The organism is Streptomyces lydicus (assembly GCF_000717345.1).
Taxonomy (GTDB): Bacteria; Actinomycetota; Actinomycetes; order Streptomycetales; family Streptomycetaceae; genus Streptomyces; species Streptomyces lydicus.
In genome coordinates, this window is sequence record NZ_JNZA01000016.1 from 1 (window position 1) to 20,274 (window position 20,274).

Genomic DNA, 20,274 nt, shown 5'->3' on the forward strand with positions numbered 1-20,274 from the left:
GATGATCCGGTTCAGCGCCGCGGTGGCACTGCCCCGGCCCGCACCGGTGCCGTAGACGCGGTAGACGATGTGCAGATCGTCCGCGATCACCGTCGGGATCCGGTCCTCGGCGGTCTGCGCCGGCCGGACGTCGTTGTGTCGTTCCGTCAGAAGCTCAGCCACGTCCGTACCGCTCCTCGGCCTTCCAGAAGTACACATAGCCGGCGACGCCGGCCAGCAGGGCCCATCCGCCGGCGAACGCCCACACGTGCGGCGGCAGTTGCTTGTGGGTGAAGCTGTCGATCAGCGCGAAACGCATCAGGTCGATGTAGACCGCGGCCGGATTGCCGTTGAGCAGGATCTCCACGATCTTCGGGAGGTGCTTGCCCTTGAGGATCAGGTCGATGCTGAACATCACGCCGGAGGCGTACATCCACGTCCGCATGATGAACGGCATCAGCTGCGCCAGGTCCGGGGTCTTGGAGCCCAGCCGCGCCATGACCATCGCCAGGCCGGTGTTGAACACGAACTGCAGGGTCAGCGCCGGGAGCACCAGCAGCCACGACCAGGTCGGCACCTGCCCGAAGCACAGCAGGATGACCGCCAGTACGCCCATGGAGTACAGCAGTTGCTGGAGCTGGGCCAGGCAGAACGAGATCGGCAGGCAGGCCCGCGGGAAGTGCAGCGCCCGCACCAGGCCGAGGTTGCCGGAGATCGCCCGGGTGCCGGTCATCACCGAGTTCTGCAGGAAGGTGAAGACGAAGACGCCGGTCACCAGGAACGGGATGTAGTCCGGGACACCCCTCTTCGTGCCGATCAGCACACCGAAGATCAAGTAGTAGACGCCGGCGTTGAGCAGCGGGGTGATCACCTGCCAGAGCTGGCCGAGCTTGGCGGTGGTGTACATCGCGGTGAGCTTGGCGGTGGCGAAGGAGGTGATGAAGTGCCGGCGGTGCCACAGCTGGCGGGTGTACTCGCCGAGCGAGGGGCGGGCGCCGCTCACCGTGAGGCCGTGGCGTTCGGCCAGCGCGCGCAGCTCGGGGTCGGGTGCCGTACCGGGGCGGGGTGCCCGGGCGGGCGCCGGCGCCGGCGGAGTGAGGGTCTGGGGCATGGGGGCCGCTTTCGCTTGCGTACGGGGGCCGCAGAAACGGAAACCGACGACGGGACGGGTCCGTATCGTCGCGACGCCGACACTAAAGGGAGCTCACGTCGAAACGCAACCGTAGCGTCGTGACGGTAGGCTCAAGCCATGGCAAAAGACGGCAGCGGGAGCGACCCCGCGGCGGCGCGCCGGACCCCGGCGGGCGCCGCCGTACTACGCGAGGACAAGACCGAGGCGATCCGCGCCGCGGTCTTCGAGGAGCTGGCCGCGGTGGGCTTCGCCCGGATGTCGATCGAGGGCATCGCGCGCCGGGCGGGGGTGGGCAAGACCGCCGTCTACCGGCGGTGGCGCTCCAAGCTGCACCTCGTCCTCGACGTGGTGTCCGCGGTGGCTGCCGCCGGGCTGCCGGCGCCCGACACCGGGTCGCTGCGCGGCGACGTGCGGATGCTGCTGGAGGTCGCGTCCCGGGCGCTGCGGCACCCGATGGCCTCGCAGATCATCCCGGACCTGCTTGCGGAGGCGGCCCGCAGCCCGGAGCTGGCGCAGGCGCTGCGGACGGCGCTGCACGACAGTCAGGAGGGCGTGGCGGCCGCGGTGGTGGCCCGTGCGGTGGAGCGCGGCGAGCTGCCGGAGGACGTGGACACCCGCCTCGCGCTGGACCTGCTGACCGGCCCGCTGTACTGGCGGCTGCTGGTCGTCCGCGACGCGCTGCCCAAGGGCTACCTCGACGCGCTGGCGGCTTCGGTGACGGCGGCGCTGGGGGCGGAGTGACCGAGGGGGCCTGAGGGGCCCTGAGGGGGCTCGTTTGGGGCGGGCCCCTGGAGCCCTGCAAGCCCTTAGGGCGGGGCCGAACGGATCCCGTACGGGGTCGACGGGCCCCCTGCGGAGCCACAACGGGGCGGGGTGGGGCGGTATTCCCGCGGGGCGGGGTGGGTCCGGGCGCGAGGGGTGGGGTGCGGGCCTGCCGGGGGAGTCGCGACGGGCAGGGGCGCGCGGGGGAGACCACCCGCGCAGGGGCGCGCCGGCGAGTAGGCCACCCGCGGGCTCCCCGGCCCAGAACGCCCTCATGGCAAAGGGGCAGGCTCCCCGGCCCACGAGCACCCCCGTAACAGCCCCGCCCCCGGCCGGGGGACCGGTCGGGGGCGGGGCTGTGTCCGGGGGGTGTGGGGGTCAGCCGGCCAGTTCGATGCCTGAGGTTTCCGTGGTGTCCTTGGCCGGGGTGTCGTCGGCCGCGGTGCGCGGGGACGGCAGTTTGATCAGGCCGGCGTCGGCGGCCGCGGCGCGCGGCGACGGTGCCACGGTCCGCTCGTCCTGCGGGAGCGGCTCGGGGAGCAGTTCCTCGCCGAGGAGGACCCGCCGCACCACGCGCTCGGCGGCGTGGCCGTCGTCCCACTGGCAGAACCGGGCGCGGAACGCGGCGCGCAGGCCGGTGGCCTTCTCGTCGTCCCAGCGGCCGCTGCGGAACGCCTCGATCAGCTCGTCCTCGGTGGTGGCGATCACGCCGGGGGTGTCGCCGGGCTTGCCCGAGAGCAGGTCGAAGGTGACGCCGCGGGAGCGGACGTAGGTGTCCCAGTCGTCGGCGTAGTTGATGATCGGCCGGTCGAGGTTGGCGTAGTCGAACATGATCGACGAGTAGTCGGTGACCAGGGCGTCGGCGGCCAGGCACAGCTCCTCGACGACCGGGTGGCCGGAGACGTCGATCAGCGCGCCGCGCTCCTGGAGTTCCTGCAGGCCCGGGTCCTGGTCGTAGAAGTAGTGGGTGCGCACCAGCAGGACGAAGTCCTCGCCCAGCTCGCGGGAGATCTTCTCCAGGTCGAGCCGGGGGACGTAGCCGACCTGGTAGTCGCGCATGGTCGGGGCGTAGAGGACCGCGGTCCTGCCGGGGGCGATGCCCAGGCGCTCGCGGATGTCCAGGACGTCCTGGGCGCTCGCCCGGTAGTAGACGTCGTTGCGGGGGTAACCGGCGTCCACCGACTCGAAGTTGCAGGGGTAGACGCGCTCCCACTGCTCGGTGGTGTGCTGGTTGGAGGAGAGCGAGAAGTCCCAGCGGTCGGCGCGGGCCAGCAGCTTGCGGAAGCTCATGCCCTTGGCGGCGGCCGGGTAGCGCTTCTGGTCGGTGCCCATCGACTTCAGCGGGGTGCCGTGGTGGGTCTGGAGGTGGACCTGGCCCTCGCGCTTGACCACCCCGTCGGCGAAGTTGACGTTGTTGACGAGGTACTTGGCGCGGGCCATCACCTCCCAGTAGCGCGGCGAGTTCAGCACGACGTGGTCGATGCCGGCCGGGATCGCGCCGGAGTCGGCCAGCTGCTGCTTGACCACCCACACGCCGTGCACGTGCGGGGCCAGCTCCTTGGCCTTCTCGTAGACCGCCAGCGGGTTGCAGGCCGGCAGCCGGTTCCAGTACGCGGAGTAGACCGCGAGGTTCTCGTCCAGCGGCTGGCGCAGCAGCGCCTGGTAGCGCAGGTCCATGGCCTTCTTCTTGGCCTGCTTGACCCGCTTGGTGGCGTGCTTGCGCACGGTGCGCTGCACCTTGCCGGCGACCTTGAGGCCGGCCAGCGCCGGGTAGGCGTCCTTGGCGAGCAGCGCGTACTTGCCGCCGGCCATGCCGGTGGGGCGGACGAAGCCGGCCGGGATCCGGGTGCGGTAGTCGCGGGCGGCGCGGTGGAAGAACTCGGCCTGGGCGTTGGCCGGCAGCCGGCCGGGCTTGTCCAGCACCGTCAGGTAGTGGTCGATCATCTTGCGGAACATGTGCGGGCGCCAGCGCGACAGCTCCGGGTGCGCGTCGAGGTAGTCGAAGACCCGCTCGTACTGGTCGAAGACGTCGAAGTGCTTGCGGCTGGTGGTGCGCAGGATGTTGCCGCCCTGCCGGCGCTGGCGGTAGTGCAGGCAGACCCGGTCGAGGACGGCTATGGACCCGGCGGTGATCAGCGTGCAGAACGTCCAGGGGGCGTCCTCGTAGTAGCCGACCGGGAAGGCGAAGCCGTGCTCCTCGATGAAGTCGCGGCGGTACGCCTTGTTCCAGACGATCTGCAGCAGGTCGAGGATCTCGGGGCGCTCGGCGAGGGTGAAGGAGGGCGCGCCGGACTCGTCGAGCAGCTCGGCGAGCGCGTTGCGCCGGGCCGAGCCGTCCCAGTAGGTCCGGGCGTAGTCGAAGATCAGGATCTCGGGGCTGTCGGTGGCGGCCAGCCGGTCGGAGAGGGCGGTGAGCGCGCCGGGCACGAGGGTGTCGTCGCTGTCGAGGAAGAGGACGTACTCGCCGCGGACCTTCTCCAGGCCGGCGTTGCGGGCCAGGCCCAGGCCGACGTTCTCCGGGAGGTGGAGGACCTGGACGCGGTCGTCGCGGGCGGCGTACTCGTCCAGGATGGCGCCGCTGCGGTCCGGCGAGCAGTCGTCGACGGCGATGAGCTCGAAGTCCGTGTAGTCCTGCTCCAGCACCGAGTCCATGCACTCGCGCAGGAAGCCCTGCACTCTGAACACGGGAACGATGATGCTGAAGCGGGGTACGGCGTCGAGGTCTGTCTCGGACATGCGGTGCTAACTCCTCGTGACGATCTGAGTGCAGAACGCAAAAAAGGCCCCAAAGGGGTCTTTGCATTGTCAGCCTTCTGACTCCCGTTCACCCAAAAAGGTTGTTGTTCGTAACCTGAAAGTTCTGTGGTGCTCATCACGGATGTGGTCAAGTAGTGAACTTTCGGACGAGCGGGATCCGGCCGGCCACCGAATACTGAGGGGGTGTCACCCGCGCCTGAGCCCGGCGACTCCCGCCGCCCGCCCAGTCCTTCCCGTCGCCGGCTGCTCCAGGCCGCCGGCGGGGGAGTGCTGGCCGCGACCGCGGGCGTCGGTATCTACGCGTGGCGCACCCAGCAACTCCCCCGAACGGCCGAACCCAGCGGCGGCAGACGGCCCTTGGTGGACCCTGCCGACCAGTCCTTCCTCCAGGTCATCGCGCACGCCGACGACGGCCTGTACTTCATGAACCCCGAACTGGAGCAGTCCATCCGCGGCGGCGCCCGCTCGGTCACGGTCTGCCTCACCGGCGGCGAGGCCGACGGCCACAACGTCAGCAGACGGGCCACCGACCCCGCCGGCGTCCCCCGCAACCGGCCCGCCTTCGCCCGGGCGCGGACCAACGGGCTGCGCGCCGCGCACGCCGTGATGGCCACCGGTGACCCGGCCGCGCCCTGGGACGTGTCGGTGATCTCCCTGCTGCCCGGCTTCCAGGCGGAGCTGCACACCCTCCGCGCCGCCCCGCACCACCAGCTGATCTTCCTGGAGCTCGTGGAGTCCCGGGCCGTCTGGCAGGCCCGCGCCGTCAGCCTGCGCGGCCTGTGGCTCGGCGCCACCGACACGCTGCCCACCCTGCGCCCCGCCGGCACCCCCGTACGGCGGCAGTACCACTACACCCGCGACCAGCTCACCCACACCCTGGTCGCGGTGCTCGACCGGGTCCGCCCCACCGTCGTACGGACCCTGGACCCCAACGCGGCGCACTCCCGCAAACGCCCCCCGGCCAGCCCCGACCGCGACCCGCGGCTCACCGGACTGCGCTACTACGACCACCAGGACCACACCGCCTCCGCCTACTTCGCCCAGGCCGCGCTGGCCGCCTACCAGGGCAGCACCCGCCACCCCCCGGCCGTCGTGGAGCACTACCTCGGCTACGAGTCCGGAGTGCTGCCCAACGACGTCGACCTGTCCACCGCCCGCCGCAAGGCCGGCCTGCTGGCGGTGTACGGCTGGGCCGACCACCGCCGCTGCGGCGACCCGGCCGGCTGCGGCGACCGCAAGGTGGGCGGCTCGGCGCTGCACGGCGGCTCCGGCAGCTGGACCCGCTCCACCCGGTTGCGCGCACCCGGCTCCAACGCCTGGATCCGGCCCGCCGCCGACGGCCGGCTCACCGCCTTCGCGGTGCTGGGCGGCGCGGCGTACTGCTGGACCGAGACCCGGCCGGGCAGCGGCACCTTCGGCGGGCCGGCCCGGGCCGGCGGGGAACTGCTGCAGGGGCAGATCCACGTGGTGCGCCGCCCCGACGGCGCGCTGCAGCTGTTCGCCACCCGCACCGTGCTGCCCGGCCGCAACGCCGCGCACCGCCGTGAGCTGGTGACCGCCGCGCAGCGCGGCACCGCCGAGGACGGCCGGCCGCTCTTCCCGCACTGGGAGTCGCTGGGCTCGCCCGACGCCGATCCGGTCCGCTCGCTGGAGATCGGCTTCCCCGCCGCGGTGGCCGCCCCGGACGGCACGGTGCACGTCTTCGTACGGACCTGGGACGGCAACATCGCCCACCGCAGCGGGCCCGGCGGCACCTACTGGTCGCTGTGGGAGCGGCTGGAGGGCCCGGTCGGCACGCTGAAGGCGTCACCGCAGGTCGTCGACGGACTGGACGCCTGCGTGGACTCCGACGGGCTGATCCACCTGGTCGCGCCGAGCACCGGGACCGTGCACCACTGGGTGTCCAAGGAGGCCGGCGAGATACCGCGGCCGGCCGCCGCCACGGGCCTGCCGCAGCCGGCCGGCCCGGTCAGCGTCGTGCCGCTGGCCGGCGGCGCCGTCCGGGTCGCCTACCGCCGCTCGGTCACCGCGCAGGTGCTGCTCGCCGAGCGGCAGCGGCTGATCGGCGGCTGGCGGGTCTCGGCGCAGTGCGCGGCGGTCGGCGGACACGGCCGGGTGGCGGCGGCACCGGTCGGCAGCGGCGACCGGATGGTGCTCGCGGCCCGCGACGACGCCGGTGACGTGCGGATGGCGATGGCCCAGGACGCGCCCAAGCCCTGGCAGACCGGCCGGGTGCCGCACTCCGCGGCGGCCGGGGTCGCCCAGGACGCGGTGGGGCGCGCCGTGGTGGCCGTGCTGGGCACCGACGGCAGGCTGTACACCACCCGGCAGACCTCGGTCGGGCAGGGCGCGCTGTTCCGGCCCTGGCAGGGTCACGCGGAGGCCGCCGGGCGCAGGATCCGCCGGGAGACGACATAGGTGAACGGGATGGCGAAGCCCGCCGCGACCAGCGGCGCCACCGTGCTGTTCATCCCCAGCCAGCTCACCAGCGCCACCAGTCCCACGCTCTGCACGACGTAGTTGGTGACCTGCGTCAGCGGGAAGAGCAGGAACTTCTTCCAGGTCGGGCGGGTGCGGTAGGTGAAGTACGTGTTGAGGAAGAACGAGCAGACCAGGCTCATCAGAAAGCCGGCGGTATAGGCGGCGAAGTACGGCAGCAGCCGGTGCAGCGGCAGGTAACAGGCGTAGAACGTCAGGGTGTTGACCCCGCCGACGGCGGCGAAGCGCACCAGCTGGCCCCAGGTCGCGGACGAGGGGCGGGCGGGCATCAGCGGGCCTGCGAGCCGGCGGCGACGTCCGCCGTTTCGGGCGCGGGAGGCAGCCCGTCGGTCTCCTTGAGCAGGAAGTGCGGCCGCCGCTTGGTCTCGTAGTAGATCCGGCCGATGTACTCGCCGATCAGCCCCAGCATCACCATCTGCAGCCCGCCCAGGCCCACGATGATGGCCACCAGCGTCACATAGCCGGGGGCCGTCACCCCGCCGACGACTGCCGCGCCGATGATCCACAGGGTGTAGACGGTGGCGAGCGCCGCCAGGCCCAGACCGGCGTAGATGGCCAGCCGCAGCGGCCGGCAGTTGAAGGACAGCATCCCGTCGATGCCGTAGTTCACCAGTGAGCCGAACCGCCACTTGGTCTCGCCGGCGCCCCGGGCGGCGTTGCGGTAGTCGAAGGTGACGGTGTCGAAGCCGATCCAGGAGAACAGGCCCTTGGAGAACCGGTTGTACTCCGGCAGCGACAGCAGCGCGTCCACGGCCTTGCGGGACAGCAGCCGGAAGTCGCCCACCCCGTCGGTGAGTTCCACATCGACCCAGGTGTTGACGGCCCGGTAGTAGAGCCGGCTGAGCGCGGTCCGCAGCCGCCGGTCGCCGTCCCGGCTGCGCTTGGCGACGACCTGGTCGTGGCCGAGCTGGTAGAGGTCGAGCATCCGCTCGATGAGTTCGGGCGGATGCTGGAGATCGGCGTCCATGAGGATCACCGCGTCGCCGGTGGCCGCCCGGAGGCCGGCCAGCATGGCGGGCTCCTTGCCGAAGTTGCGGCTGAAGGAGAGGTAGCGGGTGGTGGCCCGGTGCCGCTGGGCCAGGCCGCGCAGCCGCGCCAGGGTGCCGTCGGCGCTGCCGTCGTCCACGTAGCACACCTCGTAGACGATGCCGAGGCGCTCCAGGACCGCGCGGAGCGCCGCGTCGAACCGGGTCACCACGGCCTCTTCGTTGTAGCAGGGGACGACGACGGAGAGCTTCATGCCCGGGCCTCCTTGCTGGGGCGGGGCCGTGAGCGGCCCCGCAGGCGTCCCCCGAACGCGACCGCGGCGAGCACCAGCCCGGCCGCACCGCTCACCGCCAGCCCCGGTCGCAGACCCGGCGGGACGTACGCACACGACAACCGGCCGGCGCCCCGGCCGAGCGGGACGGCCAGCAGCCCGCCGTCCGACGCCGGCGCCCTGGAAGGACCGCCGTCCACCGCGCAACTCCACCCCGCCACGGCCGGCACCGCCAGCACCGCGCGGCCGGCGGCACCCCGGGGCAGCCGCGCCGTCAGGCGGTGCCCGTCGGCGGTCAGCGTGCGCGGCCCGCGCAGCGCGCCGACCGCCGCGGCGAGCCGGCGCGGCGACAGACAGCCCACCGCGCGTTCGGGCACCACCTGCCAGCCCTGCCCGTGCACCCGCACGGTGACCTTGCCGTCGGCGGGCACCCGGCCCAGCACACTCGCCGCGTTGGCGGTGATGTCGTACTTCCCGGCCCCCTCGACGTGCCCGCCCGGCCCGCCGACCCGCCCGGCGAACCACGGGGCGGACCACACCACGACACCGCCCGGGGCGCACCGCGCGGTGAAGGCGGTCCCCGCGGCGTCCGGGCCCGCCACCTGCCGGCCCGCGGCGGGCAGCGGCGCGGGCGGCAGCAGCCACCCGCCGCGGACCGGCAGCGGGACCGCGCCCCCGGCGGGCGTCAGGCGCGGCACCTCGTAGACGGCCGCGCCCAGCAGCCGCTCCTGCCGGGCGAAGACGGTGGACGGCTCGCCGCCCGCGGCGGGCGGCGGCCCGTCGCGGACCGTCAGCAGCGGGGCGTGCGGCGCGCGGTAGGCGGTGAGCCGGCCGTGCGCGGCCGACAGATAACTGCCCACGCCCATCACCGCCCGGCCCACCGGGTCCTCGAAGCTGAGCGTGTGACGGCCCCGCATGTACCAGCCCGCGCCCAGCGCCTGCAGGGTGCGGGCGGTGACGGCCGGCACATAGCTGCTGTAGTACGAGCCGCCCTCGCCGCCCAGCAGCAGCGGATCGTTGTTGGCGAACTCGTGCGGACCGGGGTCGGTGCGCGAGCGCGGCCATTCGGCGCGCCCGGCGAGCCCCGCCCGGACCGCCAGGGACGCCGGGGTCAGCGTGGTCTTCGGCCGGAACCAGGCGATCCGGTCGCGCGCCGCGGTCACCGAGAACGCCGTGTACGCCGAGCCGAGCAGCACCGTCCCGGTCAGCGCGGCGGTGACCGCGGTCCGGGTGCGGTCGGTGCGCGCACCGGACGGCACCGTCAGTACAGCCAGCGCCGCCAGCGTCGCGGCGCCCCCGCCGGCCACCAGCACCCAGGTCGCCGTCGAGACCGCCCCCTGATCGCGGCACAGCACGGCCAGCAGCGCCACCAGCCCGGCGCCCGCGGCCAGCTCCCGCGGCCGCGGGCGGTGCGCCAGCGCCAGCCAGGAGATCATCACCAGGATCCCGCTGAGCACGAACGCGGCGCGGTACGGGCTGCCGTTGGGCAGCGCCAGGCCGTGCCACAGCAGGACCGTCGGCTTCCACACGAACGAGACGGCGACCCCCGCGGCCAGCGCGTACCAGCCGATCCGCACCCGCGGCGGCACCGCGCGCACGAACGGGAAGGCGGCGACCAGCAGCAGTCCGGGCACCCCGATGAAGATGTTGGGGGCGGGCGACCCGCCGTGCCCGCCGGGCAGCAGCTGCGCCAACTGGTACAGCGGCGGCGGCCGGTGACGGTAGAGGACCTCGGGTGCCGGCTGCGCCGCCCGGCTGGCCAGCAGACTGACGGTCAGCACCGGTGCCGTCAGCGCGATGCCGACCGCCGCCATGGCCGCCGCCCGGCCCGCCGCCCGCAGCCGGTCGCCCCGGGCCCCCGGCGGGGCGGTCAGCAGCCGCACGCCGAGCACCAGCGCCATCGCCAGCGTCGCCATCGCCGCGGTGTAGAAGTTGCCCGCCCAGGCGAGGGCGACCAGGAGGGTGCCGGCCACCCAGCGGGTGCGGCGCACACACCAGTCCGCCGCGATCCCGACCAGCGGCAGCGCGACCAGCCCCCACATCCACATCGGGTCGGCGAAACCGTCGTTCAGCACCCAGCCGCACAGCCCGTACCCCACCGACAGCAGCGCCCGCAGCCACCCGGAGCCGGGCTGCAGCAGCCCCAGGAAGACGGTCATCAGGGCGGCGCCCAGCCCGATGCTCGCCAGCGTGACCAGGAACACCGGGAAGTCGGCCAGCGCCCGCGGGAAGAGCCCGACCAGCCAGGAGAACGGATTCATCAGATACGTGAAGAAGTCCGCGAGGAAGGGAACTCCGTACCCGCTGCTCCAGTTGAAGTACAGGTCCCCGTTCGCGGTGCCGTGCAGCAGGTCCCACAGCCGGGCGTGGAACGGGACGAACTGGTTGCCGAGGTCGTTGACGGCGCGTGAGCGCGGCCCCAGGGGGTAGCTGCCGTGCAGGGCCAGCGCCAGGCAGTACGCCCCCATCGACAGCACCGCGGCCAGCCAGGGGGCGCCGAGCCGCCGCAGGGCCCCGCGCAGCGCCGCCGGGAGTGGCCTGCCGGGGCGGGACGGGGCAACCTCCTGGGGCCGGGCCGCCTCTTGTGGGGTGGCGGGCGTCGGAGCCACCGGCACTCCTCCACACTCGGGCGAACGTTCACCTCACGTTATATGTCTTAATAGTCCCTTTTGCTCTGCGGGGACGCGGGGCTTTCGAGGGATTGCCACGACGACCGACGGAGGCGGAGTGCCGATATCCGACGAAGCCGCGAACCCGGCGCACGGCGGGCCGGCCGACCCTGCCCCCGCCGTCTCCGTGATCGTCCCCGTCCACAACACCCGCCCCTACCTCCCCCGTAGCCTCGGCTCGGTCTTCGCGCAGACCCTCGACCAGCGCCGCATCGAAGTGATCGCCGTCGACGACGGCTCCACCGACGGCAGCGCCGCCTGGCTCACCGGACAGGCCCGCCACCACCCCAACCTGACGGTCATCACCCAGCCCGCCTCGGGCGGCGCCGGCCGCCCCCGCAACGTCGGCCTGAGCCTCGCCACCGGCGACTACGTCTTCTTCCTCGACTCCGACGACCACCTCGGCCCCGAGGCCCTGGACCGGCTCACCCGCATGGCCCAGACCCACGGCTCCGACGTCGTCCACGGCCGGATCGTCGGCGTCGACGGCCGCGCCGCCCCCGTCGACCTGCGCACCACCCGCGCCCGCGTCACCCCCTTCGACTCCCCCGTCTACTGGACCCTGGCCGCCTACAAACTCTTCCGCCGCGCCTTCCTCGAACGGCACCGCCTGCGCTTCGTCGAGGGCCGGCTGCTGGCCGAGGACCTCCCCTTCGGCATCGCCGCGCTGCTCCGCGCCGACACCGTCTCCGTGCTCGCCGACTACGACTGCTACTACCTGCACGGCCGCCCCGACGACAGCAACGCCAGCCGCCAGGACCTCGACTGGTGCGAGTACCTGCACTACATCGGCACCGTCCTCGCCACCGTCGAGGCCGAGGTCCCGCCGGGCCCCGACCGCGACGCCCTGATGGTCCGCCACTTCCACGGCGAGATCCTCATGCCGTTCGCCGCCCCCTACCTCGCCCGCCCCCCGGCCGGCCGCCGCGCCATGGCCGCCGCCGCCCGCCCCCTCGTCGAGCGCTACCTCACCGACCGGGTGCAGGCCGCCCTGCCGCCCCGGCTGCGGCTGCGCGCCCACTGCCTGCGCGCCGCCCTCGACGACGCACTCACCGCCGTCGTCCGCGCCGACACCGAGGACACCCCACCCGAGCCGCCGTACGCCGCCGGCGGGCGGCTCTACGCCCGCTACCCCGGCTTCCGCGACCCCCACCACGCCCTCCCCGACACCTGCTACGACCTCACCGACCGCGTCGCGCTGCGCCAGCGGCTGACGGGCCGGCAGTGGGCGGGCGGCGTCCTGCACCTGCGGGGCACCGCCACCCTCCCCGGCCTCCGCGGCACCACCGCCGAGGTGCTGCTGCACGGCCCCGGCGCCCACTACCGGATACCGGCGCGCTACGACGGCGAGCGGTGGCGGGCCGCCGTCGACCCGGCGACCGCCGCCGACGGGGCGCCGCTGCCCGCCGGCCTGTGGGGCCTGAAGATCGCGCTCACCGCCCACGGGGCGCCCGCCCCGGACGCCGGCCCCGACGCCACTGCCGCCGACACCGCCGTCCACCGCGAGGCATGGCTACCGGAACCCGACGGGCCCGACGAGCCGGCCGCCGCACCCGCCGGCGCCCGGCGCCCCCGCCTCGTCGGCCACGGCCCCGACGGCCCCGCCGTCGCCGCCCTCCTCCCCGCGGGCCCGCACCACCACCTCCACCTCGACCTGGACCCCGACGGCCGCCGCCACCCCCTCGGCACCGACCTCCGCGGCACCGTCATCACCACCCGCACCGGCCGCGCCACCCTCACCGCCCACCTCACCCTGCCCGGCTGCCCCACCGATGCCGGCCTGCACCTGACCCTCCGGGCCGGTGACCGCACGCTCGTCGCCCGCGGCACCACCGTCGAACCGGCCGCCGCCGACCGCTACACCCTCCGCTGCTCCCTGCGCGGCGTCCCGCCCGGCACCTGGCAGGTCGCCGTCCGCCTGACCGCCGGGCCGTTCCGCCACGACCTCCCCGTCCGCACCGCCGACGACCGGACCCCCCTGACCGTCACCGTGCCCCGGCCGGCCCGCCGGATCCGCCTCCGCCGACCGGCACGGTGGGCCGCCACGCACACCGTGCGCCGGGCCGCGTCCAGGAGCACCCTGGTATCAGCGGTTGGGAGGTGATCGGGATGTTGCAGACCGCTGTCGGATGGCATGTGGAGCTGGAATTCGAGGAGGACACGCACCGCACGCGTGCCGCCGCCATGGTGAGGCTCGCCGACGGGAGTGAGGTCCGGGCCCACGGCTACGCCAGCCGCCACCCCGCCGACTCCAACCAGGCGCGGGTCGGCGAGGAGATCGCGGGAGCCAGAGCGCTCAACGAACTGGCGATGAAGCTGCTGACCAAGGCCCACGACGAGATCGACGAGGCGTCCGGCCGGACGTCGTACCCACTGACCTGAGCGGCACACCCGGGCACCCCCGCCGTGGGCCCGACCCCCGCGGAGCAGGGTGCCCGGCCGTGCTCGACGAACCGGCACTCCGCACCGGGACGCCACACCGCGCGCGCCCGACTGCCGGATATCCTTCCCGCCGGGTCAGCCCTGCGGGTGGTGGTGGCGCCAGCCCGCCCACGCCGAGGTGATCATGTCGCGGACGTCGTGGCGGGCCTTCCAGCCCAGCTCGGACCCGATGCGGTCGGCGGCCGCGACCACCCGGGCCGGGTCGCCCGGACGCCGCGGGGTGACCTCCGCGGTGACGCCCTCATGGCCCGTCAGCTCGGTGATCAGGTCGATCAACTCCCGTACGGAGACGCCCTCCCCGCGCCCGATGTTGAGCGTCAGATCCCGCACCGGGCCCGGCTCGGCGAGCTTGCGGGCCGCCGCCACATGCGCCTCCGCGAGATCCGCGACGTGGATGTAGTCGCGGATGCAGGTGCCGTCCGCGGTGGCGTAGTCATCGCCGAAGATGCGCGGCGCGGCGCCCTCGGTCAGCTTCTCGAAGACCATCGGCACGATGTTGAAGACACCGGTGTCGGCGAGTTCCGGGGTGGCCGCGCCCGCCACGTTGAAGTACCGCAGGCACGCCGTGGAGATCCCGTGCGCCCGGCCCGCCGCCCGGGCCATCCACTCCCCGACCAGCTTCGTCTCACCGTACGGATTGATCGGCACGCAGGGGGTGTCCTCGGTGACCAGGTCGACGTCCGGCATGCCGTAGACCGCCGCGGACGAGGAGAACACCAGCCGGCCGACACCGCCCGCCGCCATCGCCTCCAGCAGGATCTGCAGGCCGTGGACGTTCTCCCGGTAGTACAGCAGCGGCATCTCCACCGACTCGCCGACCTGCTTCTTCGCGGCCAGGTGCACCACGTCGGTGACGCCGTGCGCGGCGATCGTCTCGTCGAGCAGCGCACGGTTCAGGGTCGAGCCGACGACCAGCGGGACGTCCTCGGGGAGGCGGGCGGCCACGCCCGTCGTCAGGTCGTCCAGCACCACGACCTGCTCGCCGGCCTGCCGCAGGGCCCGTACGACATGGGCGCCGATGTAGCCGGCACCACCCGTGATCAAGTAAGACATAGCGCCCATCCTAGGCTCGGGGTCGGACAGTCAAGGGGCAGCGGGTCAGCGGCCCAGCCGGCGGGCCGCTATCCGCCAGACGCTGCGCAGACCGGACGCCACCCGCAGCGACAGCGCGCCGCCGGTCGTTGCGTACGGCTGGACCAGCAGCACCGCGTGGCGCCGGCTGGGCAGCACCCGCCGCCGCAGCCCCGGCCCGGTGGCCCGTAGCGCCGCCCGGAACCCGTCGCCGTCGGCACAGCTGACCCGGGCCGTCAGATCCCACGGCTCGGGCTCGGCGGACGAGCTGCCGTCGTCGGCCAGCGCCCCTATGTCGAGCACCACCTCCGCGGTCCAGCCGGCGCCCGGCCCGCTGCCCACCGGGGTGAGCGCCGCGGTGTGCACCGGGCCGCGGCGGTCGTCGCGGCGGCGGCGCAGCTCCACGTCGATGCTCTCCGGCACCGCCTCGGCCAGCCGCCCGTACAGATCGTGCACCCGCAGCCGCAGCACCCCGCGGCCGGACACCGACGGCTCCGCGTCGATCGTCACCGGCAGCCGGTGCAGCGGCTTGCTGCCCAGGTCCTCCAGCTCGATCCCGGGAAGGTCCGCCGACCACACCGCCTGCCCCCCGGCCTCCGCGTACGGCGGCAGCAGCCGGCCGGGACGCGCCGCCAGCTGCGTGAGCCGGTCCAGGTCCCGGGGCGCGGGGGACGCCAGGATGACCCGGGCCAGCCAGCGGGCCGGCGCGCGGGCCGCCCGCAGCGCGGCCTCGTCGAAACCGGACAGGTACTCCCGGGTCAGCCGCCACCACTCGGCGCGGTAGTCGCCGCCGCGGGTGTGCAGCTCCCGGACGTACATCCGCAGATCATGGTCGAGGAACTTGGTGGCCGCCGCCTCCGCCATCACCTTGTGCCCGGCGTCCCGGAAGATCTGCACGCTGGTGCGGTGCGCCTCGATCCGCGCCCGCCAGTTCGCGACGTCCTTGCGGTCCAGCGAGATCGACTGCTTGGCGGCGGAACGGCGCACGTGCCAGATGTAGACGCTGTCGGGAATCGTCGCGATCCGCGGCGCGGCCGCCAGCACCCGCGCCGTGAACACGAAGTCCTCGTACGTGAAACGGCCCTCGGGGAAGGTGATGCCGTGCCCGTCCAGGAACGCCCGCTCGTACAGCTTGTTGACGCACAGGGTGTCCCGCACCAGCTGGGCACCGGACCCGGCCGCCTCGTGCACCGCCGCCTCCCGGTACAGCGCCGGCTGCCACGGCACGTCCCGCCGCGCCGGCAGCTCCCGGCGCACACAGGCACCCGCCGCGACCGGCACGTCGTGCTCCAGCGCCGCCGCCAGCAGCGCCCGGACCGCGCCCGCCGGCAGCACGTCGTCGCTGTCCAGGAACATCACGAAACGCCCGGTGGCCGCCCGCAGACCGTCGTTGCGCGGCGTCCCGCAGCCGCCGCTGTTCTCGTCGCGGTGCAGGACCCGCAGCCGCGGCTCGGTGCGGGCCAGCGCGTCCAGCGCGGCGCCGGTGCCGTCGGTGGACGCGTCGTTCACCGCGATCACCTCGACACCGGACCCCCCGGGCCCCGGCTCCCCGGCTTCTGCCGGCTGCCCCGGCAGCTCCTGCGCGAGCGCCGAGCGCACCGCATCGCAGACGTGGACGGCATCGTTGAACGCGATGACGACGATGCTGACCTGCGCTGACGGCGTGATGGTGGGCCCTGGCAGCGGCTCTAGGGCTTCTTTCACAGTCACTCAATCTACATTTCGTGTCGACAGCATCTCTTGGCGCGAGCGGGTACGGACCTGACCCCATACCGATGGATCAGAGGGCGAAACCCGCCGCACGGTTGCACCCGTCCCCCCGCTTTTCCCGCGTCTTGCCGTCTTCTTACCTCGCGGGACCCGGGGCGCTCCGGGTGTGCGAAGGCCCCGCAGGACGCCCGCACATGCTGTAACGACGCGAGTGGCGTGCGATGCCGATCCGCGCGCCATGACCTTGCCGCGGACCGGCCGCCCGGTCACCGCCCCATCCGCATCACCGCTCCATCAGGTCCGCGACCCGCCCCGCCGCACCGCCGTCGTCCCGGTGGCAGAACGTCTCCCGGAAGTCCTCGTACGCCTCCGCCGACGCCGCCGCGATGGCGTCCAGATCGCCCAGCGCGTCGATCAGTTCACCCGTCGTGGCCAGCAGCGGACCCGGCACCCGCGCCTCGAAGTCCAGCGTGAAACCGCGCAACGTGTCGCGGTAGTGCGGCAGATCCGGCGTGAGGAACAGCAGCGGACGCCCGGTGTTCGCGAAGTCCACGGCCAGCGACGAATAGTCCGTGACCAGCACATCCGCGGCCAGCAGCAGCTCGGTGGCGTCCGGGTGGGCGGACACGTCCAGCGCGAACGGCGCATGATGCGCCGGCAACCGGTCGGCGACCAGCGGATGACCGCGCACCAGCAGCACGTGCCCGTCGCCCAGCTCCTCGCGCGCCAGCCGCAGATCCAGCGGCAGATGCAGCCGGTGCTGCCCCGTGTCGTACGCCAGGTCGTCCCGCGGCGTCGGCGCGTACAGCACCACCTTCCGGCCCGGCTCGATGCCCAGCCGCTCCCGCACCGCCGCCGCCCGCAGCTCACGGTCCGCCGCGAACAGCGCATCGGTACGCGGCAGCCCCGTCTCCATCAGCCGCCCCGAAAAACCCAGCGCCGAACGCAGCACCGGCGTGCTGTGCGCGTTCGGCGACAGCAGCACGCTCCACTGCCGGCTCACCCGCGGCCGCGCCGCCAGGTGCGCCAGGCCCGCGCACAGCGTGCCCGCCAGATCCGCGCCGATCCGCTTCAGCGGCGTGCCGTGCCAGGTCTGGATGATGCGCTGCCCGCCACGCCGGGTGAACCACCGCGGCAGATGGGTGTTGGTGACCACCCAGCGGCTGTGCGCCAGCGCCCCGTGCCACTCGGCGCTGCCCACCACCACCGCCCGCACCGTGTCCGGCACCGCGGTCTGCGCGTCACGCACCGCCCACAGGTGCTCCACGTCCGCCCCCCGGCGCACCAGCTCCTCGTGCACCGCCCGCGGCGAATCCCCGTACGCCCGGCCACCGAAACTGCTGTACAGCACGGTGTCCCGCAGCGGGCGGGAGCGGTGCAGCGCATAGTGCTGCTCGCGCAGCACCCGCCGCCGGTACGGGCCCCGGTCACCCGCCGGCACCGCCGGCCCCGCGATCACCAGCGCCTCGTCGTACCGCTGCCGGTCCAGGGCCAGCGGCTTGCCGCGCACCGTACGCGACGCCGGCAGCCCGTCCAGGACCGACGGCGCGATCCGCACCGGCGCGTCCGGCACCGCACCCGGCACGCCCCGCTCCCGCAGGTGCAGCGTCCACCGGCCCTCACGCAGCGGCACCGGCCCCGCCAGCGACGGCACCGCCCCCAGCGGCAGCACCCCGTGGAACCGGCCCTCCTCGTGCCGGGTCGCGAACACCAGCTCCGCGTCGTGCGCGGCGTCCTTCAGCACCAGCTCGGAGGCGTGCGGCGCGGCGTCCGGCAGCCGCCCCGACACCAGCAGCGTGCCGTCCGCACGCCACAGCACCCGGTCCAGATACGGCTGCGGCGTACGGTCGTGCAGCACCAGATCCCCGCCCGGGGTGGCCGCCACGACCAGCTCCCGGCCGTGCGGCAGCGGATACGCCACCGGCGCCGCGCACGGATCGCAGGCCACCGCGTCCGTACCGCCGTCGGCGAGCACCAGCTGCGCCAGCCAGCTCTCGGTGTGCGCCGCCGGAATCGCCGCCGGCGCCCCGTCCCGCGGCGGACGCGCCGCCGCCACCGCCTCCGCACGGACCCGCACCGTCACCTCGCCGCCGTCCCGCGGCGCCACCTCCACCGGGAACGACACCACCGTGCCCGTCCCCCGGTGCGTCAGCCGCAGCGCCGTCGGCGCCGGCCCCGGCGCCTCCACCGTCACCTCCACGTCGCCGCCCGCCGCCCGATGCCCCACCAGCCACCGCGTACGGCGCGCCACCGACAGCCGCAGCCGCCCCTCCTCGTACCACGGCGTGACCCGCACCCGGCCCGCCGCGCCCTCGTCCGCCACGTCCCGGGCCGACGGCGCGGCACCCGACCCCGTCTCCGGCGCGCCCAGGGCCGCCGCCCGCACCACACCCCCCGACGCGAGCAGCACCCCCACCGCCCAGTCGCCCTCCTCGAAGCGGCCGCCCCGCCGCAACCGGGCCGGATCCACCCGCACCTCGAAGCCCGACCAGTCGTAGCAGTGCAGCTCCTGACCGGACTCGGCGGTCGCCTCCGGCATCAGCACCGGCCGCAGCGGCAGCAGCACCCGGCGCCGCCCGCACGACAGCACCACCGTCCGCAGATAACCGTGCCGGTGCGCGGCATCCACATTGCGCAGATACGCATAGCCGCGCAGGCGCAGCGCACCGTCCCGCCACACCGCCTCCACCACCCGCGCCCGCGCCGGGAAATCGGCCCGCTCCAGCCGCGTCACCCCCGGCGGCAGCTCCAGCGACGGACGCAGCGGCAGCACCGCCCGCTTCCGCAGCGGCGGCCCCGCCACCGTGAACCCGGCCGGATTGCGCGCCTCGTGCCCCAGCAGCGTCAGCAGATCCGCCGGCCGCCCCGCACGGATCAGGTACCAGCGCATCCGCAGCTCCACCGGAAGCCCCGGGAACAACCCCGGATCGACGTCCGACAGGAAACCCCGCGCACAGTCCAGGAACGCCGTCCGCGCCTCGGACGCCGCCCCCGGCAGCCCCTCCACCAGATCCAGCAGCCCACCGGTGAGCAGCCACCGGTCGTAGTCCGCCGCATACGCGTTCAAGTGCACCCGCGCCGGATCGGCGAGGAACCGGCGCACCCCCGCCACCGCCGCGAACCGGTCCCGCACCCCCCGCGCATCGGGACGCCGGTGCCGGTCCGGGCCCTCCGGCAGACGCCAGTAACACACGTGCTCGTGCAGGACGTCGACCGTCCTGGCGAGGAAGTGCGCGGGCAGCGTCACCGCCTCGTCATGGCACAACTCGCCCTCCGGGAAAGCGAATGCGCAACGGTCCCAGAACGCCCGGCGGAACACCTTGTTGCGGGCGAAATGATCCCGCAGCAGCGTCAGATCCTCGGTGACGTGCGTCCGCAACACCGTCCGGTGCGCCACCGGATGCTCCGCCGACTGACTGCGGCCGCCCGCCCCCAGCCGGTACACGTTGCCGGTCGCCAGATCCGAACCGGACGCGTCCAGCAGCCCCACCAGATCCTCGTACGCCCGCGGCAGCAGCACATCGTCCGCGTCCAGGAACGCCAGGTAGTCGGTGTGCGGAAAGGCGTGCCGGGCACCGGTGTTGCGGACCGCGCCGCACCCCGGCGCCGCACCCGCCCCCGGATGGTGCACGATCCGGAACCGCGGATCCCGCTCCGCGAACCGGCGGGCCACCGCCGACGGCGTACCCGGCACCGCACCCCGCTCCGCGGGCCCGGTGTCCACCATCACCACATCCAGCTCGGCCAGCGTCTGCGCCGCCACCGACTCCAGGCACTCCTCCACATTCCGCTCGGACCCCTCGCTGCGATGGACCGGGACGACGACCGTGAGTCGAGGCTTCATACGCGGACCAAGCCTTTCCGGACTGGCGATGCACAAGACCGGTCCCTTCAACTCGCCACCGCCACCACGGTCACCGGATCTGCGCTGAAAGGGTGAGAGACCCCCGCACGCGCACCCGCCCGGCAGATCACGCCCCGTGGTGAGCGCTCGG

12 protein-coding genes and 1 pseudogene are annotated in these 20,274 nt (G+C 74.0%); 4 read left to right on the top strand and 9 right to left on the bottom strand.

The features are described 5' to 3' along the window. Together OO62_RS40660 and OO62_RS17350 are read right to left on the bottom strand one after the other, a co-directional pair. A pseudogene (locus OO62_RS40660) lies at positions 1-198 on the bottom strand (hypothetical protein); the annotation flags it as partial. Then, positions 155-1,090 carry an ABC transporter permease gene (locus OO62_RS17350; protein WP_033268354.1) on the bottom strand — a complete coding sequence of 312 codons (936 nt, stop codon included), beginning with the start codon at positions 1,088-1,090 and terminating at the stop codon, positions 155-157. The pseudogene OO62_RS40660 and the gene OO62_RS17350, both read right to left, overlap by 44 nt. A gap of 138 nt (positions 1,091-1,228) precedes the next feature. Here OO62_RS17350 and OO62_RS17355 point away from each other — a divergent pair, with 138 nt between their 5' ends. Next, positions 1,229-1,852: a TetR/AcrR family transcriptional regulator gene (locus OO62_RS17355; protein ID WP_033268355.1), complete on the top strand. Its 624-nt coding sequence runs from the start codon at positions 1,229-1,231 to the stop codon at positions 1,850-1,852. Positions 1,853-2,251: 399 nt separating this feature from the next. Here the strand turns inward: OO62_RS17355 and OO62_RS17360 are convergent, their stop codons facing one another. Then, entirely contained in the window at positions 2,252-4,609 is a 2,358-nt protein-coding gene (locus tag OO62_RS17360) for a bifunctional glycosyltransferase/CDP-glycerol:glycerophosphate glycerophosphotransferase (RefSeq protein ID WP_033268356.1), read from the bottom strand. 204 nt (positions 4,610-4,813) lie between these two features. Here OO62_RS17360 and OO62_RS17365 point away from each other — a divergent pair, with 204 nt between their 5' ends. Beyond that, positions 4,814-7,048 carry a PIG-L family deacetylase gene (locus OO62_RS17365; protein WP_051733336.1) on the top strand — a complete coding sequence of 745 codons (2,235 nt, stop codon included), beginning with the start codon at positions 4,814-4,816 and terminating at the stop codon, positions 7,046-7,048. On the opposite strand, the gene OO62_RS17370 is transcribed toward OO62_RS17365, so the two are convergent. Genes OO62_RS17370 through OO62_RS17380 form a run of 3 tightly spaced genes read right to left on the bottom strand, consistent with a single transcriptional unit; the run spans position 7,003 to position 10,996 of the window. Further along, a complete protein-coding gene (locus OO62_RS17370) occupies positions 7,003-7,398 on the bottom strand; it encodes a GtrA family protein (protein WP_033268357.1) in 396 nt (131 codons plus the stop codon). The two genes, OO62_RS17365 and OO62_RS17370, sit on opposite strands and share 46 nt — an antisense overlap. Next, the gene (locus OO62_RS17375) at positions 7,398-8,369 is read right to left on the bottom strand and encodes a glycosyltransferase family 2 protein (protein ID WP_033268358.1); all 972 of its coding nucleotides are present in this window, start codon (positions 8,367-8,369) and stop codon (positions 7,398-7,400) included. The genes OO62_RS17370 and OO62_RS17375 overlap by 1 nt, the downstream gene beginning before the upstream one ends. Next, on the bottom strand, positions 8,366-10,996 hold the full coding sequence (locus tag OO62_RS17380; RefSeq protein WP_051733338.1) for a YfhO family protein: 2,631 nt from the start codon (positions 10,994-10,996) through the stop codon (positions 8,366-8,368). The genes OO62_RS17375 and OO62_RS17380 overlap by 4 nt, the downstream gene beginning before the upstream one ends. A 118-nt stretch (positions 10,997-11,114) precedes the next feature. On the opposite strand from OO62_RS17380, the gene OO62_RS37005 reads away from it, so the two are divergent. Further along, positions 11,115-13,160 (top strand): glycosyltransferase, encoded by a 2,046-nt coding sequence (locus tag OO62_RS37005; protein WP_063739021.1) that lies wholly within the window; start codon positions 11,115-11,117, stop codon positions 13,158-13,160. Positions 13,161-13,165: 5 nt separating this feature from the next. Next, positions 13,166-13,438 carry a DUF1876 domain-containing protein gene (locus tag OO62_RS17390; protein ID WP_033268461.1) on the top strand — a complete coding sequence of 91 codons (273 nt, stop codon included), beginning with the start codon at positions 13,166-13,168 and terminating at the stop codon, positions 13,436-13,438. 135 nt (positions 13,439-13,573) lie between these two features. Here the strand turns inward: OO62_RS17390 and galE are convergent, their stop codons facing one another. The 3 genes from galE to OO62_RS41345 form a co-directional block, all read right to left on the bottom strand. Next, complete coding sequence (gene galE, locus OO62_RS17395) at positions 13,574-14,551, bottom strand: UDP-glucose 4-epimerase GalE (RefSeq protein WP_033268359.1); 978 nt, start codon at positions 14,549-14,551, stop codon at positions 13,574-13,576. 45 nt (positions 14,552-14,596) lie between these two features. Continuing rightward, positions 14,597-16,273: a glycosyltransferase family 2 protein gene (locus OO62_RS17400; protein ID WP_078617213.1), complete on the bottom strand. Its 1,677-nt coding sequence runs from the start codon at positions 16,271-16,273 to the stop codon at positions 14,597-14,599. A 289-nt stretch (positions 16,274-16,562) separates the two neighbouring features. After that, positions 16,563-20,123 carry a bifunctional glycosyltransferase/CDP-glycerol:glycerophosphate glycerophosphotransferase gene (locus OO62_RS41345; RefSeq protein ID WP_033268360.1) on the bottom strand — a complete coding sequence of 1,187 codons (3,561 nt, stop codon included), beginning with the start codon at positions 20,121-20,123 and terminating at the stop codon, positions 16,563-16,565. Positions 20,124-20,274 lie beyond the last annotated feature (151 nt).

Coding starts and splice junctions, on each gene's coding strand:
- OO62_RS17350 (WP_033268354.1), bottom strand. CDS start 1,090: ATGCCCCAGACCCTCACTCCGCCGGCGCCGGCGCCCGCCCGGGCACCC.
- OO62_RS17355 (WP_033268355.1), top strand. CDS start 1,229: ATGGCAAAAGACGGCAGCGGGAGCGACCCCGCGGCGGCGCGCCGGACC.
- OO62_RS17360 (WP_033268356.1), bottom strand. CDS start 4,609: ATGTCCGAGACAGACCTCGACGCCGTACCCCGCTTCAGCATCATCGTT.
- OO62_RS17370 (WP_033268357.1), bottom strand. CDS start 7,398: ATGCCCGCCCGCCCCTCGTCCGCGACCTGGGGCCAGCTGGTGCGCTTC.
- OO62_RS17375 (WP_033268358.1), bottom strand. CDS start 8,369: ATGAAGCTCTCCGTCGTCGTCCCCTGCTACAACGAAGAGGCCGTGGTG.
- OO62_RS17390 (WP_033268461.1), top strand. CDS start 13,166: ATGTTGCAGACCGCTGTCGGATGGCATGTGGAGCTGGAATTCGAGGAG.
- galE (WP_033268359.1), bottom strand. CDS start 14,551: ATGTCTTACTTGATCACGGGTGGTGCCGGCTACATCGGCGCCCATGTC.
- OO62_RS41345 (WP_033268360.1), bottom strand. CDS start 20,123: ATGAAGCCTCGACTCACGGTCGTCGTCCCGGTCCATCGCAGCGAGGGG.